This is a genomic window from Eubacterium album (genome assembly GCF_025336545.1).
GTDB lineage: Bacteria > Bacillota > Clostridia > Lachnospirales > Lachnospiraceae > Eubacterium_U > Eubacterium_U album.
In genome coordinates, this window is the sequence record NZ_JAODBU010000002.1 from 24,542 (window position 1) to 41,865 (window position 17,324).

Here is a 17,324-nt window from a genome sequence, read left to right on the forward strand (position 1 = left end):
GAGTCGACAAACGTCGGCTCTGTTATAGACATACTTCATTATAAAATTATTTATTTTCGCAAGTCTGATTTCCTACTGTACAGCTAGTCTTGCATGCTGACTGACATGATGTCTGACATTCGCCACATCCACCTTTTTTCATTGTTTCCTTTAATGTTTTTGATGTTAATGTCTTAATATGTTTCATGATATTCCTCCAGTTTATTTATTTTTGTACAATTCAAAAAATATTATAACACATGAATATATTTTTTCAAACTATTTTTTACTATACAGTTAAAACGTTTTTTCATATTGTTTTTCCTACATCACCCTGCCATTCCTCCAAGCATTCCACCTGCTAATGAAGTTATTAAAGCTGGTACCATTTTCACCACACTAGACTCTCCATTATGTGCTATTGCAAATGCCACAATCATTATCATTCCTATATAAATTCCACCTGTCAGCGCTCCCCATAAAAACTTCCTTTTGTTTTTTACTTTTCCTATAATCATCCCACCAATAAATGTAACTATCCCATATACTACCATTACTATTACTTTGTACCCAAAATCACTTACTTTTAATTTATATGTAATAAACGAAGCCAGCAATATAACAACTGCCGTAAGTACTAATTGTGCAAAAATCACCTTAATTATTGATAAAACTGTTTCTTTCATTCCTTTTTCCAATTTTGCTTTTTACAATTCTATTTCATTATTTATAAAATATGACTATTTGGAATACATTTTTATTTAAAAAGGAAAATATGTGCCATTCTTGACATCAAGTTTAGTATTTTGTACAATATCTTAAATGTACGCATAGAATTATGTACATAAATATTTATTTAATTAAGGAGTGATATTGTGGGACCCAGTGACATAGCTATGCTATGTGTATTATTAGTTTTAATTTTACTATCTGCATTTTTTTCATCTGCAGAAACGGCTTTAACAACAGTTAATAAGATGCGTATTCGTATGTTAGTTGATGATGGCAATAAACGTGCCCTTATCCTTGATAAAGTAATAAAGCATCAGTCAAAAATGCTTAGCACCGTTTTAATAGGAAACAACATAGTAAATATAGGTGCCTCTGCTATTTCCACTTTATTTGTACAAAATGTATTTGGAAATATATATGTAAGTATCGGCACGTTCGTTCTTACTTTTGTTGTATTGATTTTTGGTGAAATAATTCCAAAGACAGTTGCCGGTATTCATTCAGAAAATGTAGCACTTTCATACGCAAGAGTTATTTCAATTCTTATGTTTGTTTTAACTCCTATCATTTTTATAATTGATAATTTTTCAAAATTAATTTTAATGATATTACGTGTTGATACGTCATCAAAATCTTCTCATTTTACAGAAGATGAATTAAGAACAATTATGGATGTAAGTCAGGAAGAAGGAATCATCGAGTCCGAAGAATTAGACATGATTAACAATGTGTTTGATTTTGGTGACGCAAGAGCTAAAGACATCATGGTTCCAAAGGTTGACATATCAATGATAAGTACTACTACAACTTACGATGAATTGTTAGATTTAGTTAAACGTGATAAATTTACACGAATTCCTGTTTATAAAGACAGCACTGACAACATAATAGGTGTTATAAATATCAAAGATATGATTATTAATCATGTCACAAAAGATAATTTCAAACTTGAAGAATTAATGCGTGAGCCTTATTATACTTACGCACAAAAAGAACTTAACAATCTTCTTATTGAAATGCGTGATAATGACACAAGTCTATGTATTGTCCTTGATGAATATGGTTTAGCTGAAGGGTTGATTACACTTGAAGATATTATCGAAGAGATTGTTGGTGAAATACGAGACGAATTTGATGAAGACGAAAAACGTGTCATTAGAAAAATAAATGAAAATCAATATATCGTTGAAGGTTCTATCAACCTTGATGATTTAAACGATCAGTTAGGGTTAGATATTGATTCTGAGCATTACGAGTCAATTGGCGGGCTCATAATCGAAAACCTTGAGCGTCTTCCTGATATTGGCGACAGTGTTACTATTGGTAACTGCACATTAAAAGTAGAAAAAATGGATGATAAACGTATCGACTCTGTTCGAATTACAATACATCCTATAAAGAAAGATAACCCTGATGAACAGGAGCAATAAAAAAGTGCCGGGATTTAATCTCCCGGCATTTTCTATTCTATATAATTCCCTTTAAGAGTGTTTCAAAATCTTTAGCCACTTTAGAAGCTACTTCTTTAACCTCTTCATCATTTAATTCCTTATCTGACAAGCCTGCTGCTTTATTTGTTATGCAACTTATACCACACACTTTTATTTGAAGATAATTTGCAACCATTGCTTCAACTGCTGTACTCATTCCAACTGCATCTGCTCCAAGCTTTTTATACATTTGTATTTCTGCAGGAGTTTCATAATTAGGTCCGGTAGTCTGCAAATAAACACCTTCTTTTAATTCAATATTCTCTCTATCCGCTACGCTTCTAATTACCTGTTGCAATTTTTTATTATATACGCATGACATATCAGGAAATCTTAGGCCAAATCTTTCATCATTTTTTCCAATTAAAGGTGACGGAACAAATGAAGTAATGTGATCTGTAATCATCATAAGATTTCCTACTTCAAAGTTGTCTCCTATACCGCCTGCAGCATTTGTAAGTATTATTTTTTTAGTTCCCATTAATTTCATAAAATATATTGGAGTCACTACTTCTTTCATGCTATATCCTTCATAATAATGAATTCTTCCCTCCATTACTATTACCGCCTTATTATTTATATAGCCAAAAAGCATCCTTCCCTTATGTCCTGTATTTGTCGTTATAGGGAAACCTTCTATCTCACTATACTTAATACTCTTTACATCTTCTATATTATTAGCGAACCCACCTAATCCTGAGCCTAAAATTATGGCTGTTATTTCTTCATTTTTGCAAAATTCTTTTAATGATAGTTTTTCTTTTACCTGTGTACACATTTTTTCTATTGTTTCATAAAATAATTCCATAATATACACCATCCTTCTAAATTAAATAACTACTAAATTATCTCAATCACTATTTTTATCAATTACATCTATTATAAAGACTCAAATTCATTTTTATATTTAAAGGAAATCAGATTTAATTATATCACATTTTCGTTTTTTCACGAACTTTTCCACTAGTTTTTTTTTAACTTTAAAATCTTTTCTATTTTTCTGTATATTTTTGCACTTTTTTACTTGAATATTTTGTCTTATTACCTTATCATATTGTGTAGAAAAAAATTGGATAAGGAGGAAATTATGCGACATTTAATTAGTCCTCTGGATTTTTCTGTAGAAGAGCTTGACGATTTACTTGATCTTGCATCTGACATTGAAAAGAACCCAGACAAATATAAAGAAGCCTGCAAAGGTAAAAAAATCGCAACTTTATTCTATGAACCAAGTACAAGAACACGTCTTAGTTTTGAGGCTGCCATGATTAACTTAGGTGGCAGTGTTTTAGGATTTTCTTCAGCTGATTCAAGTTCAGCCTCCAAAGGAGAAAGTGTTTCTGATACTATTCGAATTATTTCATGTTACGCTGATATTTGTGCAATGCGTCATCCTAAAGAAGGTGCTCCTTTAGTTGCAGCATCTAAATCATCTATTCCCGTAATCAACGCAGGTGATGGCGGACATCAGCATCCAACTCAGACTCTCACAGATTTAATGACAATAAGATCCTTAAAAGGACGTTTAAACAATCTCACAATCGGTCTTTGTGGTGACTTAAAATTCGGACGAACAGTTCATTCACTTATAAATGCACTTTTAAGATATGAAAATATATCATTTGTTCTTATCTCACCACCGGAATTACGAGTTCCAGAATATATAAGAGAAAACTTAACAAAAGCCGGTGCACCTTTTAAAGAAGTGACAAAACTTGAAGATGTTATGAGTGACTTAGATATTTTATACATGACACGTGTACAAAAGGAACGTTTCTTTAACGAAGAAGACTATATTAGAATGAAAGACAGTTATATTTTAGATAAAAGAAAAATGAAACTTGCAAAAGATGATATGCTCGTACTTCATCCACTTCCTCGTGTAAATGAAATATCTGTTGAGGTAGATGACGACCCACGTGCTGTATATTTTAAGCAGGTTCAATACGGAGTTTACGTTCGTATGGCTCTTATTCTCACACTTTTGGAGGTGAAAATATGATAAATGTAGACCAGATTAACAACGGATTTGTATTAGACCACATTCAGGCAGGTCGTGCAATGGCAATCTACAAATACCTTGGATTAGACAAATTAGATTATCAGGTTGCCATTATAAAAAATGCACGTAGTGCTGTTATGGGTAAAAAAGATATAATTAAAGTCGAAGGTCCTTTAGACATTGTTGATTTTGATGTTTTAGGATTTATCGACCACAATATAACAGTAAATATTATAAAAGACGGTGTTTTAACAGATAAAAAAGAATTACATTTACCTGATTCAATCACAAATGTTCTTCACTGTAAAAACCCTCGTTGCATTACTTCTATCGAGCAGGAATTAAAACACATATTTATATTAACTGATAAAGAAAAAGGATTGTACAGTTGTAAATACTGTGAAGAAAAACAGGGAATTCTTTGGGAAAAATTATAATCTATGCAAATTAAAAAATCAGCCGGGTTGGCTGATTTTTTTATATTAATGAGTAGGACTGTAAGCCGGGTTATGTCATGAATGGTCATCTATCTAGACATATTGTTACCAATATGTTCAAGCGACCTACCCGAAAGCAAGCGGGCCACTTTATGCTTTCTGTTCAGTCTTGCTTCGAATGGGGTTTACAATGCCCTTTCTGTTACCAAAAAGGCGGTAGTCTCTTACACTGCCCTTTCACCCTTACCGGAGAATATCCGGCGGTCTGCTCTCTGTTGCACTTTCCTGGGAGTCACCTCCACCGGCCGTTAGCCGGCATCCTGCCCTATGAAGCCCGGACTTTCCTCGTCTGCGTCCTTTCGGCAATAGCATCCGCGACCATTTATCCTACTCACAAATAACTACAATATCATAAATCATACTTTAAAGCAACTTCCACCTGTAAATTCCCTAAGCAAAGAATTGTTTGGAACATTCTCATTTGAAGTTCCAACAACATAATCTAAAAACTTAAGAAGTCTTTTTGCTTCTAAATATTCTTCTGCATCTTTTGGCACACTAAACAATGCCGGTTCAGCATACTGCTTAAGTACCGCAAGTTCATAAACTAACGCTGAATTAAATATCGCATCTGCACATTCCTGATATGGGAAAATATTGTTTTCCTCTCCTCTTCTTACGCGGTGCCACATTTCTATAGTTGCTGCAGCAGATGTGCCTCTTGTTCTTGCATCCCTTACAATTCTTCTTATAAGACGTAAATCCGTTGTAGGAATTCTATTATGTTCATCTACATTAAGTGGTGTAAGTGCACTTACATAAATTTTAAATTTAGATTCATTTGGCAATGAATATGACATCTTATCATTAAGGCAATGAATTCCTTCTATAACAAGAATATCGTCATCATTAAGTTTCAAATAATCTTTGTGATACTCTCTTTTTCCTGTAACGAAATTAAATTCAGGCATTTCAACCTTTTCACCTTTTAATAGTCGCTCCATAATCTCGTTAAACAACTTTACATCTAAAGCTTCAATCACTTCATAATCCAACTTTCCATCTTCATCTACCGGAGTATCTTCTCTATTTTTAAAGAAGTTATCAACCGGAATTGGATGCGGCTTTAATCCCTGTGCCATAAGCTGAATTGATAATCTATGTGAAAATGAAGTCTTGCCTGAGGATGAAGGACCTGCTATCATAACAAATTTAACACCCTGTCTATTCGCTATTTCTGTCGCAATGTCAGCAATTTTCTTTTCCTGCAAAGCTTCCTGAACAAGCATAATATTTCCGATTGTTCCATTTGTTATTTTGTCATTTACGGCTCCAATTGTAGGAACCCCCATCATCTCTCCCCACTGTGTAGCTTCCTTTAATACTTCAAATACCTTTTCCTGTGGTTTAAATTCAGGCACCTTATCAGGCTCTTCTTTTGTAGGCATCTGAAGCACAAAACCATTGTCATATTGTATTAATTTAAAATATTTAAGTACTCCTGTTGAATATGTCATATATCCATAATAGTAATCATCGAATCCACCCATATGATATACATTTACACGGGATGATCTTCTGTACTTAAATAAATTTTCCTTGTCATACATTCCAAGTTCTCCGAAAAGCTTAATTGCTTCATCTGTCGACAAGGATTCCTTTGTTATAAGAACATCTTTTTCAACTAAGCCTCTCATTTCAGCTTCAACACTATCAAGCAATTTCTGCGTAACTGTAACTTTTCCATAAATTCGACAAAAATATCCTTTACTTACAGAATACTGTACTGATATTTTGTCTATGTTCTCACCGTCACACACTTTGTAAAATGCTTTCATCATTAAAAATGTCATAGAACGTCTGTAACAGTCATTACCAATCTTAGTATCCGTTGTAATAAACTTAACTTCACAGTCCTCATCAACTTTCTTTGATAATTCACACAAAACTCCATCGCATTCTGCTAAAACAATATCATTTGAATACTGATTTTTAAAATCTTTAGCAATTTCATACAATGTTGTCTTACTTGTATATTCTTTTTCCATAGAACCTACTTTGACTTTAACCATTCAAACCCCTTGCCTTTCTGTTTAACTTGCGTAACCGGCGAATTTCAATGTTTCGTCCTATTACGCTGTCATTACAATCCAAAACATCTAAAATCTGTGTGTATTTTTCATATTCTTTATCAAGGAACTCCTTAAATACATCACTTTGTTTTTCAATCAAACATCTTCCATAAATTAATTCTTCCGGTGAATATTTGTTCTGTTCTCTTCCCGGAACCACCTTCATAATTGTATAATATTTGCCATTATCTTTAACCATTGTTTCATCAATAATTTTCCAATTATTCTCCATCATGTTCTTTCTAACAAAATCCTTATCAGAATGAGGTGATAAAATCATCTCTTTAAGCGTTCCGATAACCGGAGAATTTTTTATAATGTCAATCATAAGTTCTCCACCCATTCCTGCGATAACAACTGACTGAACCATGCCCGGCTCAAGTTTTTCCATTCCATTTGACTGAATTGCTTTAATCTTATCCTGCAATTCTTCCATATGGATATTTTCTGTCGCCCTATCAATTGGGCCCTTATTAATATCCATTGCATATGCTTTCGGTGCGATTTTGTTCTTAGTTAAATAAATTGGAATATATCCATGATCTGTTCCTATGTCTGCCACCACATATCCCGGTGTAACCATGTCTGCAACTGCCTGTAGTCTTTTTGATAATGTCATTTGTACAACTCCTGATTTAATTTAATGTAATGTGTATTTTTCCAAGCTGTGCTTTAGCCTGAATTATATTCTGCATCTCAGAAATATCTGTTGCATTTTTTGCCCTGTCATCAAGGCTTTTCTTTTTTATAAGAATCACTGCATCATTAACTGCTTTTTCCTTTTCCTGCATAGTCAGATTTTGATTTATAAGTGGCGAATTAAACAATGCTGCCACTTTCTTATGCTCATCCTCATCTTGGAAATTGTCAATTATTTTTGCAGGATTTGCTTCATTTTCTTCCATCTGTGCCCAAAAAATGCCTGCCACTCTTTTATAAAAATCATCAGAAAAATCTGAAGGCGAAACATACTTTGCAACACATTCAAAAATATTTTTTTCTTCAATAAGCCAGGTTAACAAAATCTGCTGTGCAAGCACTACTGCCTCTTCCTTTTCTTTATTTCCTGACTTAATTGTTTCTTTTTCTTCTCTTTGTTTCTTTCCAATGTAATTAAGACCTTTCTTCTTGACAAGCTGTCTTAATCCATCTAACGGAATATTAAAAGTTCTGCATACTGATTCAAGATAGTTATTTCTTTCTATCTCATCTTCAAATTCCAAAAGCATATCTGCTACTTTATTATGAAATTCTGTCTTTTCAGATGGATCATATAAATTATATTCGTTCATAAGTGTTCCAACCTGGAATATAAAATAATTAGTAGCCTTCTCTATTCTTTCTTCATACGCTTCAGGTCCTAATGCTTTAATAAACTCATCAGGGTCTTTATAAGGCTTCATGCTTAATACTTTGATTGAAAGTCCGGCTTCTCTTAAAATAGGTATGGCTCTTAAAGCCGCTTTTATTCCCGCTCCATCGCTGTCAAATGTAAGGACAACCTCTTTTGCATATCTCTTAATAAGCGACGCATGACCTGAAGTAAATGATGTTCCAAGTGCAGCTACCGCATTATTAAATCCTGCCTGATGAAGAGATATAACATCCATATATCCCTCACAGATAAGTAAATAATCCTTTCTGCTTGTTCTTGCAATATTAAGTCCATATAAATTACGGCTTTTATCAAAAACCTTTGTTTCAGGAGAATTTAAGTATTTAGGCTTACCATCACCCATAACTCTTCCACCAAAGGCAATAACTTTATTATTTACATCCATAATAGGAAACATTACCCTGTTCCAGAATTTATCATGAACGCCCTTTTCTTCAAATGTAAATAATCCTGTTTCCTTTAAAATGTCATCCTTATATCCTTTGCTTTTCATATATTTATATAATGAATCACTGTATTTATCAGAATATCCAAGTCCAAAACCTGTAATTGTGTTATCTGACAATTCTCTTCCACGCAAATAATGATATGCCAAAGCACCTTTTTCGGATTTAAGCATATAATAATAAAATTTCGCTGCCAAAGTGTTTATTGTTAATATTTGAGATCTTTTATCTGCATTCTCCTTTTCTTCCTTTGACCTGGTAACCTGTGGCAATTCTATTCCTGCTCTGGAAGCTAACATCTGAACTGCTTCTATGAAAGAGTAGTTTTCATATTTCATTACAAATGAAATAACATTTCCTCCTTCACCACATCCGAAACAATAATACATTTGTTTTCCCGGAGAAACAGAAAAAGACGGTGATTTTTCATTATGAAATGGACAAAGTCCAAAATAATTAGCACCTTTCTTCTGTAATTTAACATATTCACTTATTACATCTACTATGTCATTTTGATTTCTTACTTCTTCTATTATTTCATCAGGATAAAACATATTGTTCCTCCACTCATATTAATAAGCATTGCCTCTCCATTTGGTTGGCGGTCATTAGTTAAAAGCATTCATTAGAAACGAACTTCGTTTATTTTGTTAATTTCTATAATTACTAACTGATATTATACAACAAAATCAGCTATGTATCAGATATTTTTTTACAACTTTTTTCATTATAACGATTAAAAATACCATTTCAAAAATTGAAATGGTATTTTTAATCGTTATAATTTTAATCAAAACAAATGCAGTCGATGGGACTTGAACCCACACTTTCTTGCGAAAACATGAACCTGAATCATGCGCGTATACCAATTCCGCCACGACTGCAAAAAGCCTCTTATTTGCTTAACTTTCTTAATTTTCATCCTATATATTACTATCATATTATGCCGGAAATAGCAAGCATTTTTGCAAATAAGAGAGATGGATTATTTATCATAATTCATTTGAACTTTCCCTAATGCTAAATACATATATTTATACTCTGAATCTACTCAATAACCTTTTAATTATTCTTTATTTTTATATTCTTTGTTTCTCTTTGCCTTATGCTCTCATCATAACTGTTTATTTTATTATTTCTTATATTACAATTTGCCCATGCTAAACAATTTATTCCATAACTTTTTGCTTTTTTAATATTACAGTCTTCTATGGTGATGTTTTTATGATAAACAATTCCACCATTATCGCTATATCTATGAGTTCCAATTGCTACTATTACATTATTAAATTTACATTTTTTAATTAAAACTTTAACATTAGGGGTTTGATCGTTTTTAGCCCATATTTTCGAAAAGCCATCCGTAGAATCGTCAGGTGTGTCTATATTAATTGCCTCTCTGTTTTTATTATATCCTTCTGCATTTCTAAATGTGCAATTAAGTATTTTCACATTCTTACTTGCATCTAATTCAATAAAATGACATTCGTTCAGATTTTCAAATGTAATTCCTTTTATAGTAATATTCTGATTATGACACATTGTTACTGCAACAGACTGATATACGCTATTAGTATTAATAGTAACTTTACCTTTTCCAATCATACTTGAGTCATGTACTCCATTATATTCTTTGCTCCAATTTTTCTTATCATATTTTGCGGCAGGCACAAATTCAAATAAGGTTACTCCTGCATGGAATTTCTTAGTATGTGTATCTGTTGTTTTATTAATTACAACACCATCTTCAAATATAATTTTGACATTTGACGGAATACAAAGTGTATTTGTAATATTATATGTTCCTTTTTTTACAATTAATTTTCCTCCTCCTGACACCTCAAGTTTTTCAAGATATGAGCGGAACAAATACCAATCTCTTGTATATTTATTCACATAATCAGAACCATATGTAGAATATAAGTGTGAACCTACGTCAATCAATTTGCTTTTCTTTGATATTGTATATACTTTATTTTCTTTTTTTGCGGCCATTACATTATTTTGTGCAAATATTGTAAAAAAGCTCATCATTACAATTAACGTTACATAAATTATCTTTTTACTCATCTTCATAAAATCCTCCAATTCTCGAATCCGCTTCGCTCCTTCTCAGTGATTATACATTCGCCAAATACTTTCAGTTTTTTTTGCAAGCAAAAAACTGAAAGTATTTGGCTCATTGTGCATAACAAAAAAACACCTCTTAGGGTGTTTATCATTTAAAATAAATATACAAATTTAGTTTTATAGTTTTTCAAACTTTATTTAATATTTTATCTAATAAATATGTACCACCCCAAATATATACCTTATTTTAAGGTATAAAAAATGCGGAAGATGGGACTTGAACCCACACGACTGCAATAGCCACAAGATCCTTAGTCTTGCTCGTCTGCCAGTTCCGACACTTCCGCTTACATCTTGCTTTCGCTTGACGCAAGAAAAATATTATCACAATACGTCACGTCTGTCAACATTTTTTTAATAATTTAAATAAAAGCTACTAATCATTAAAAGATAAATCATATCCCGCATTATATATTTCATAAAAAGCTTCTCCTGCAGGAGCAAGAACTGTATCATAAGTACGGGCAACTTTTAAATTGCCTGGGACAAAAATAAAAAATTAAGTCCGCAGGCAAATCATTTCAAAAACTTCGCAGTCGATTGGTTTAAAGATGTTTAATGATATCAGGTTTAAAAGATCTAAGCCCACATAAATTTGCTCATAAACGGGCAAAAGTTCTTGGTGTCCGCCCCAATATGAGCATCAAAGTAAATCTTAGGCTTTTGCATCCAAAATCATTTTTTATTATATATTCTTCATTGTAAGTTGAATACGCTTTTTGCTCTTGTCAACACTTAACACCTTAACATCAACTATGTCACCAACACTCACTACTTCAAGTGGGTGTTTTATATATTTATCACTAAGTTCAGATATATGTACAAGTCCATCCTGATGAACCCCTATATCTACAAATGCACCAAAGTCAATTACATTTCTAACTGTTCCCTTAAGAATCATTCCTTCTTTTAAGTCATCAAAGTCTAAAACGTCACTCTTTAATACAGGCTTTGGCATTTCATCTCTAGGATCTCTTCCCGGCTTTTCTATTTCCTTAACTATATCCATCAATGTAATTTCATCTGTTCCTATTTCATCTGCAATTTTCTTATTATCTGTAATCTTTTTCTGCAAATCTTTAATTCCTAAAGCTATATCTTTTTCAGAATAATCAAATAATTTAAGCAAAGCCTTTGCTGCTTTATAGCTTTCAGGATGAACACTTGTATTATCTAAAGGCTCTTTTCCATCTCTTATACGCAAAAATCCTGCACATTGCTCAAATGCTTTTGGTCCAAGTTTGGCAACCTTAAGTAAATCTTTTCTACTGTTAAAAATGCCATTTTCTTCTCTATACTCGACAATATTTTTCGCAAGTGTTTTGTTAATTCCTGAAACATACTGTAGCAATGGAGCAGATGCAGTATTTAAGTCTACTCCCACACTATTTACACAATCTTCAACTACACCTGAAAGTGTTGTTTCTAATTTTTTCTGATTCATATCATGCTGATATTGACCTACACCAATAGCCTTAGGTTCAATTTTAACTAATTCAGCCAATGGATCCTGTAATCTTCTCGCCATAGATGTAGCACTTCTTTGTCCAACATCAAAATTAGGGAATTCCTCAGTTGCAAGTTTGCTTGCTGAATATACTGAAGCTCCTGCTTCATTAACAATAATATACTGAACTTTTCTTTTAGCTTCTTTTATAATATCTACAATCACAGCTTCTGATTCTCTTGACGCTGTTCCGTTACCAAGCGAAATCAAATCTACATTGTATTTATCTATCAGTCCAAGAATTATTTTCTTTGATTCTTCGATTTTATTTTGCGGTGCTGTTGGGAAAATTACTGTCGTATATAATACTTTTCCGGTAGGGTCAACAATTGCTATTTTGCAGCCTGTTCTAAACGCCGGATCCCAGCCCAAAACAGTTTTTCCAATAATTGGTGGCTGCATTAATAATTGTTTTAAATTCTGTCCAAATACTTTAATTGCCCCATCCTCTGCTTTTTCAGTAAGTAAATTTCTGATTTCTCTTTCGATTGCAGGCTGAATAAGTCGTTTAAAACTGTCCTGTACAGCATCTTTAATTATATCAGAAGTATTTTGGTTATCTCTAATTATAGTTGTTTTTACTAATGCATTTATTATTGCTTCTTCCGGCATTTCAACTGTAACATTTAATATTTTTTCTTTTTCACCACGATTAATCGCCAAAATTCTATGTCCGGGAATCTTTGCTACTGATTCACTATATTCATAGTAATTATCATAAACCGTCTTTTCTTCTTTATTTTTTGCCTCTGAAGCAATCATTCCCTGTTTTAGGACTAACTTTCGTATTGCATTTCTATATTCAGCATTATCAGAAATCATTTCAGCAATTATATCTTTTGCACCCTGAATAGCCTGTTCAACGTTTTCAACTCCTTTTTCAGGATTAACAAAAACTTCTGCTTCTTTTGTTATCTGATTTTTAGTAATTTGAAGCATAATTATATTTGCTAAAGGTTCTAAGCCTTTTTCTTTAGCATCTGTTGCTCTTGTTCTTCTTTTTGGTCTGTATGGACGATATAAATCATCTACTGCAACAATAGTTTGTGCATCCATGATTTTTTTCTTTAATTCATCTGTTAATTTTCCTTGTTCTTCAATTGAAGCTAATACTGTTTCTTTCTTTTCTTCTAAGTTCCTTAAATATTTTAATCTTTCATCTAAAGTTCTTAACTGTTCGTCATTAAGTTCTCCTGTTACAGGTTTTCTGTATCTCGCAATAAAAGGGATTGTATTTCCTTCATCAATAAGTTTTACAGCAGCCTCTACCTGCCATTCTTTAACATTTAATTCCTGTGCTATTGTCAAATTAATATTCATATCTTTTCCTTTCATCTCATTTTAATAAGGACCCTATTATAATAGCACTATTTAAGATGTATTTGTAACTTTTTTATTCATATATCTACTTTAACTATTTCTCGTTTTCCATTAAATCATACTTCAGTTATTAATAATTATTTCTAAATTTAAAACTTATTCTTAAAATTATATTAATTAGGTATACTTTTACATTTTTTGATGTTATACTTCTCATTAATGTGAATTCATTTCACTAAAACACAACATAAGGAGTTCTTATGGAAAAGAGAATCAGAAGCTTTTTTCATAAGTACAAACATTTATGGCCTCTATTATATTTTTTCATATATATGCCATGGTTTATCATATTAGAAAATAACGTAACTGATAATTATCATATAATGCATTGTTTTATGGATGATATTATTCCATTTAACGAATTATTTATTATTCCATATCTGTTATGGTTTCTATATTTACCGGCAATTTTCGTTTTTTTGTTTTATCACTCAACAAACGAATTTTATAGACTTTGTGCTTATGAATTTACCGGCATGACAATATGTCTGCTTATATACACTATTTTTCCTAATGGTCACGATTTACGTATTGACCCCGGAATCAGAGATAACATATTTGTTAATTTAGTTAACTTTATATACAATAACGATACACCTACAAATGTATGTCCAAGCATTCATGTTTTTGCAACTTTATCAGCCCAGATTTGTCTGATAAAAAGTCCTCACATGAAAGAATTAAAATCAAGAAAACGTATTAAATGGTTTACATCCGTCTTGGCAGTACTTATATGTCTTTCTACTGTATTTTTAAAACAACATTCATTTATCGATTTAGTATGTGGTATATTACTTTCACTCACTTTATACCTTGTTGTATTTAAAGTATGGTTCAAAAATGTTAAATTTAATGCTCCTTACGTAAAAGACCCACACAAACACGAAGTATTATACTTCTTAAATAAATACAATAAAAAATGATACGAAAACCTAATTGGAATTCGTATCATTTTTTATTCTATGCCATTAAAATTCTAATAATTTCAAATAGCTTGTGCGTTTATTAGTATAAACCACTAACACTATTACATTTAATTAAAGCCATAAAGTTTCTGAGCAATCTTATATCCTGCCTTTGAAACTTTTCTTCCGGCTTTACCTTTTAAATTCATTGTTCTTCCAAGTGCTGAATATCTTACCTTTTTATATAATACGGGATTGCTTTCTTTTAGATCATCCCATAATTTCTGTTTATCCTTTAATCTTTCATCGCTTCCTTCAAGAATTGATAATATTGAAGAAATACACATCATCATATCAAAATAATGAACCATTACATTGTCTAAGTTCTTATTATTTACTAATGAGTCATTATATACATCAAGCATTATCTTTGTAACTCTATACTGCTGGTCAATTCTCTTAATCATAATATCCTGCTGAACTGACTGATCATCTCTTCCTATAAAATATTTGTACAATACTACATCAAGATAATATATATTCTTTACATATGGCAATGGCTGGAACACATAAATATTATCAACATAAAATGTGTGCTTTGGAAGTACCATACCACTTTCTCTAAGTACTTTTGTTCTATATATTACTGAGTGCATAAGCAAATACTGGCTTTTACCAAATTTAACATCATCCCATGTAAACATTTTACCTACAGGCATAGACCTCTTATATCTCATTACCTTTTTATGTTTCTGACCTACTTTATCATATAAAAAGTCTGTGATAAGCATATCTAACCCTGCATCTTCTTCAACCATTTTTTCGAGTAGATCAAGAACCTGCTTTAAAGCATTCTTTCCAAGACAGTCATCACTGTCAACTACTTTAAAATATAATCCTGTTGCATTTTTAATTCCTGTATTTACAGCTTCTCCATGTCCACCATTTTCCTGATGAACAACTTTTACAATATCAGGAAATTTTCTTTGATATTTGTTTGCTATTTCTAAGGTATTATCCTTTGAGCCATCGTCAACTATTATTAACTCTACTCTGTCTCCCCCTGTTAAAATGCTTCTGATTGTTTTTTCCATGTATTCTGCTGAATTATAACATGGAACAGCTACTGATAATAATTTCATTACTTAATCTCCTTTATCTCATTTGGTATAACTGTTTTGTATATAATTATTCCTATAATTAAAGCTAAAATTCCAAATACTATTGCCATTTGCAAATATGATGCAGTAAGCTGTACTGTATTATATTGTGACGCGGCACTCGTATCCAAACCTGTTTCATTTGCAATTATTGATACAATTGTACTTACAGAATTAGCTGTAACATGTAAAATTATTGGAGCTATAATACTTTTATATCTTTCATAAACATAAACCGCCGCAAGGCCAACTAAAAACGCATACGGACCTTGCACAAAATTCATATGAATTATTCCAAAAATTATTGATGAAATAATTGCTGCTAAAACAGGCGGACATATTCTTTTAAATCTGTTATATACAACTCCTCTATGCATAAATTCTTCTGATATTGGAGCAATAATTGCTGTTGTAATAATAAGCATAAAATAACTACTGTTATTTAATATTTCTTTAGTATTATCATATGTTCCAACCATATTTTCAGGCATATATAGCGTTAAGATACTTACTAAAGCATTTGCAAACATCATAAAAAAATATGCAAACGGAATTACAAGTAAATACTTAGTCCATTTAACTTTGTCATATTTTACATAAATTCCTTTTAATTTATCTTTTACTATATCGCTATACATAAAATAAGCCATTATAATAATACATATAATATCCGTTAAAAGTGTAATTTCCATCGCATGTAAATTAATCTTATTTACTCTATCACTATATTGCGATATTCCTGTGTATTTAGAATTTGCACTCATTACACTTAGCGTTATCATTAAAATATTCTGAATTACTATTGCTGTTCCCTGAAAAAACAGTATAGGATAAATTCCTCTCCATAAATTCCTTGCTGTTACTTTTTCTTTCATGCCATCCTCAATTCATCAACTTAATAAATATTCCTCTAATTCTTTAGCAGAATCAACAATCGCTATCGCTCCATGTTCAAGCATTTCTTTACTATTGCCAAAACCATATGATACACCTATTGTATCCAAGCCGACTTTCTTTGCTCCATCAACATCAAAGCATGTATCACCAATCATTACAGCATTATCATTATTTATGTGTAAACCGGATTCTTCAATTAAGACATTAAGAACCGCTTCTTTACTTTGTCTGTTTCCCTTGGTTTCTGCACCCATCACGTAATCAAAATACTCATATATTTCTAAATATTTAAGTACTTCTATTGCCATTTCGAGAGGTTTAGAAGTTGCAATAGCCAACTTCTTTCCTGCTTTTTTTAAAGAACTTAACATTTCTTTTGTACCAGGATAAATAGTTGTTTCATATATTCCTATCGGAAGATATCTTTCTCTATATACCTCTTTTAAATGAGCTGCCTCTTCAACCGTCATTCCGTAACTTCTCACAAACTCATCAATAAGCGGAGGCCCAATGAAATGTTCTAGCGAATCTAAATTTTCCTCTTCTATTCCTACACTCTTTAAAGCATACTGCACTGATTTAGTAATTCCTTCTTTTGAATTACTTAATGTACCATCTAAGTCGAATATCATTATATTATATTTACTCATATGTGTATGACCTTTCTGTGTTTTTTATCTATTATTTATTGCACACATACAACTTACTATATATTTCTTAATTCAAATATA

At 31.7% G+C, this 17,324-nt stretch carries 15 protein-coding genes, 2 tRNA genes and 1 other RNA gene; 4 read left to right on the forward strand and 14 right to left on the reverse strand.

Going from position 1 to position 17,324, the window contains the following annotated elements; all coding sequences use genetic code 11:
• Positions 1 to 46 precede the first annotated feature (46 nt).
• Both scfA and N5B56_RS00330 read right to left on the reverse strand, forming a co-directional pair.
• Entirely contained in the window at positions 47 to 187 is a 141-nt protein-coding gene (gene scfA, locus N5B56_RS00325) for a six-cysteine ranthipeptide SCIFF (RefSeq protein WP_022088117.1), read from the reverse strand.
• A gap of 121 nt (positions 188 to 308) precedes the next feature.
• Positions 309 to 665, reverse strand: a complete 357-nt coding sequence (locus tag N5B56_RS00330; protein ID WP_117909222.1) for a TIGR04086 family membrane protein — start codon at positions 663 to 665, stop codon at positions 309 to 311.
• A gap of 189 nt (positions 666 to 854) precedes the next feature.
• Here N5B56_RS00330 and N5B56_RS00335 point away from each other — a divergent pair, with 189 nt between their 5' ends.
• The gene (locus tag N5B56_RS00335; RefSeq protein WP_243003014.1) at positions 855 to 2,141 is read left to right on the forward strand and encodes an HlyC/CorC family transporter; all 1,287 of its coding nucleotides are present in this window, start codon (positions 855 to 857) and stop codon (positions 2,139 to 2,141) included.
• 37 nt (positions 2,142 to 2,178) lie between these two features.
• On the opposite strand, the gene N5B56_RS00340 is transcribed toward N5B56_RS00335, so the two are convergent.
• Complete coding sequence (locus tag N5B56_RS00340) at positions 2,179 to 3,009, reverse strand: purine-nucleoside phosphorylase (protein WP_117909220.1); 831 nt, start codon at positions 3,007 to 3,009, stop codon at positions 2,179 to 2,181.
• Positions 3,010 to 3,288: 279 nt separating this feature from the next.
• Between N5B56_RS00340 and pyrB the strand changes: the two genes are divergently transcribed.
• Positions 3,289 to 4,203, forward strand: coding sequence for an aspartate carbamoyltransferase (gene pyrB / locus N5B56_RS00345; protein ID WP_117909218.1), 915 nt, complete (start codon positions 3,289 to 3,291; stop codon positions 4,201 to 4,203).
• Positions 4,200 to 4,640 carry an aspartate carbamoyltransferase regulatory subunit gene (locus N5B56_RS00350; protein WP_022088122.1) on the forward strand — a complete coding sequence of 147 codons (441 nt, stop codon included), beginning with the start codon at positions 4,200 to 4,202 and terminating at the stop codon, positions 4,638 to 4,640. Before pyrB ends, N5B56_RS00350 begins: the two co-directional genes overlap by 4 nt.
• Positions 4,641 to 4,685: 45 nt before the next feature.
• Here the strand turns inward: N5B56_RS00350 and rnpB are convergent.
• The 8 genes from rnpB to N5B56_RS00390 form a co-directional block, all read right to left on the reverse strand.
• An RNA gene (rnpB, locus tag N5B56_RS00355) (RNase P RNA component class A) lies at positions 4,686 to 5,034 on the reverse strand.
• Positions 5,035 to 5,056: 22 nt separating this feature from the next.
• Positions 5,057 to 6,712: a nucleoside kinase gene (locus N5B56_RS00360; protein WP_022088123.1), complete on the reverse strand. Its 1,656-nt coding sequence runs from the start codon at positions 6,710 to 6,712 to the stop codon at positions 5,057 to 5,059.
• Complete coding sequence (locus N5B56_RS00365; protein WP_260978045.1) at positions 6,705 to 7,391, reverse strand: tRNA (adenine(22)-N(1))-methyltransferase; 687 nt, start codon at positions 7,389 to 7,391, stop codon at positions 6,705 to 6,707. The genes N5B56_RS00360 and N5B56_RS00365 overlap by 8 nt, the downstream gene beginning before the upstream one ends.
• Positions 7,392 to 7,407: 16 nt before the next feature.
• Complete coding sequence (gene dnaG, locus N5B56_RS00370; protein WP_260978046.1) at positions 7,408 to 9,168, reverse strand: DNA primase; 1,761 nt, start codon at positions 9,166 to 9,168, stop codon at positions 7,408 to 7,410.
• 246 nt (positions 9,169 to 9,414) lie between these two features.
• Positions 9,415 to 9,498 (reverse strand) — tRNA-Leu (locus N5B56_RS00375).
• 178 nt (positions 9,499 to 9,676) lie between these two features.
• Positions 9,677 to 10,690, reverse strand: a complete 1,014-nt coding sequence (locus N5B56_RS00380) for a glycoside hydrolase family protein (RefSeq protein ID WP_260978047.1) — start codon at positions 10,688 to 10,690, stop codon at positions 9,677 to 9,679.
• A gap of 256 nt (positions 10,691 to 10,946) precedes the next feature.
• Positions 10,947 to 11,031, reverse strand: a tRNA-Leu gene (locus N5B56_RS00385).
• Positions 11,032 to 11,429: 398 nt separating this feature from the next.
• On the reverse strand, positions 11,430 to 13,571 hold the full coding sequence (locus N5B56_RS00390) for a Tex family protein (protein ID WP_260978048.1): 2,142 nt from the start codon (positions 13,569 to 13,571) through the stop codon (positions 11,430 to 11,432).
• Between the two features lie 260 nt (positions 13,572 to 13,831).
• On the opposite strand from N5B56_RS00390, the gene N5B56_RS00395 reads away from it, so the two are divergent.
• Complete coding sequence (locus N5B56_RS00395) at positions 13,832 to 14,554, forward strand: phosphatase PAP2 family protein (RefSeq protein ID WP_260978049.1); 723 nt, start codon at positions 13,832 to 13,834, stop codon at positions 14,552 to 14,554.
• Positions 14,555 to 14,664: 110 nt separating this feature from the next.
• On the opposite strand, the gene N5B56_RS00400 is transcribed toward N5B56_RS00395, so the two are convergent.
• From N5B56_RS00400 to N5B56_RS00410, 3 genes are read right to left on the reverse strand one after another with little or no spacing between them, the layout of a single operon-like run.
• Entirely contained in the window at positions 14,665 to 15,678 is a 1,014-nt protein-coding gene (locus tag N5B56_RS00400) for a glycosyltransferase family 2 protein (protein WP_022087841.1), read from the reverse strand.
• On the reverse strand, positions 15,678 to 16,571 hold the full coding sequence (locus tag N5B56_RS00405; RefSeq protein WP_022087842.1) for a CPBP family intramembrane glutamic endopeptidase: 894 nt from the start codon (positions 16,569 to 16,571) through the stop codon (positions 15,678 to 15,680). The genes N5B56_RS00400 and N5B56_RS00405 overlap by 1 nt, the downstream gene beginning before the upstream one ends.
• Positions 16,572 to 16,586: 15 nt before the next feature.
• Entirely contained in the window at positions 16,587 to 17,243 is a 657-nt protein-coding gene (locus N5B56_RS00410; protein ID WP_022087843.1) for an HAD-IA family hydrolase, read from the reverse strand.
• Between the last annotated feature and the right edge of the window lie 81 nt (positions 17,244 to 17,324).

Coding starts and splice junctions, on each gene's coding strand:
- N5B56_RS00380 (WP_260978047.1), bottom strand. CDS start 10,690: ATGAAGATGAGTAAAAAGATAATTTATGTAACGTTAATTGTAATGATG.
- pyrB (WP_117909218.1), top strand. CDS start 3,289: ATGCGACATTTAATTAGTCCTCTGGATTTTTCTGTAGAAGAGCTTGAC.
- N5B56_RS00395 (WP_260978049.1), top strand. CDS start 13,832: ATGGAAAAGAGAATCAGAAGCTTTTTTCATAAGTACAAACATTTATGG.
- N5B56_RS00340 (WP_117909220.1), bottom strand. CDS start 3,009: ATGGAATTATTTTATGAAACAATAGAAAAAATGTGTACACAGGTAAAA.
- N5B56_RS00360 (WP_022088123.1), bottom strand. CDS start 6,712: ATGGTTAAAGTCAAAGTAGGTTCTATGGAAAAAGAATATACAAGTAAG.
- N5B56_RS00350 (WP_022088122.1), top strand. CDS start 4,200: ATGATAAATGTAGACCAGATTAACAACGGATTTGTATTAGACCACATT.
- N5B56_RS00365 (WP_260978045.1), bottom strand. CDS start 7,391: ATGACATTATCAAAAAGACTACAGGCAGTTGCAGACATGGTTACACCG.
- dnaG (WP_260978046.1), bottom strand. CDS start 9,168: ATGTTTTATCCTGATGAAATAATAGAAGAAGTAAGAAATCAAAATGAC.
- N5B56_RS00400 (WP_022087841.1), bottom strand. CDS start 15,678: ATGAAATTATTATCAGTAGCTGTTCCATGTTATAATTCAGCAGAATAC.
- N5B56_RS00410 (WP_022087843.1), bottom strand. CDS start 17,243: ATGAGTAAATATAATATAATGATATTCGACTTAGATGGTACATTAAGT.
- scfA (WP_022088117.1), bottom strand. CDS start 187: ATGAAACATATTAAGACATTAACATCAAAAACATTAAAGGAAACAATG.
- N5B56_RS00405 (WP_022087842.1), bottom strand. CDS start 16,571: ATGAAAGAAAAAGTAACAGCAAGGAATTTATGGAGAGGAATTTATCCT.
- N5B56_RS00330 (WP_117909222.1), bottom strand. CDS start 665: ATGAAAGAAACAGTTTTATCAATAATTAAGGTGATTTTTGCACAATTA.
- N5B56_RS00390 (WP_260978048.1), bottom strand. CDS start 13,571: ATGAATATTAATTTGACAATAGCACAGGAATTAAATGTTAAAGAATGG.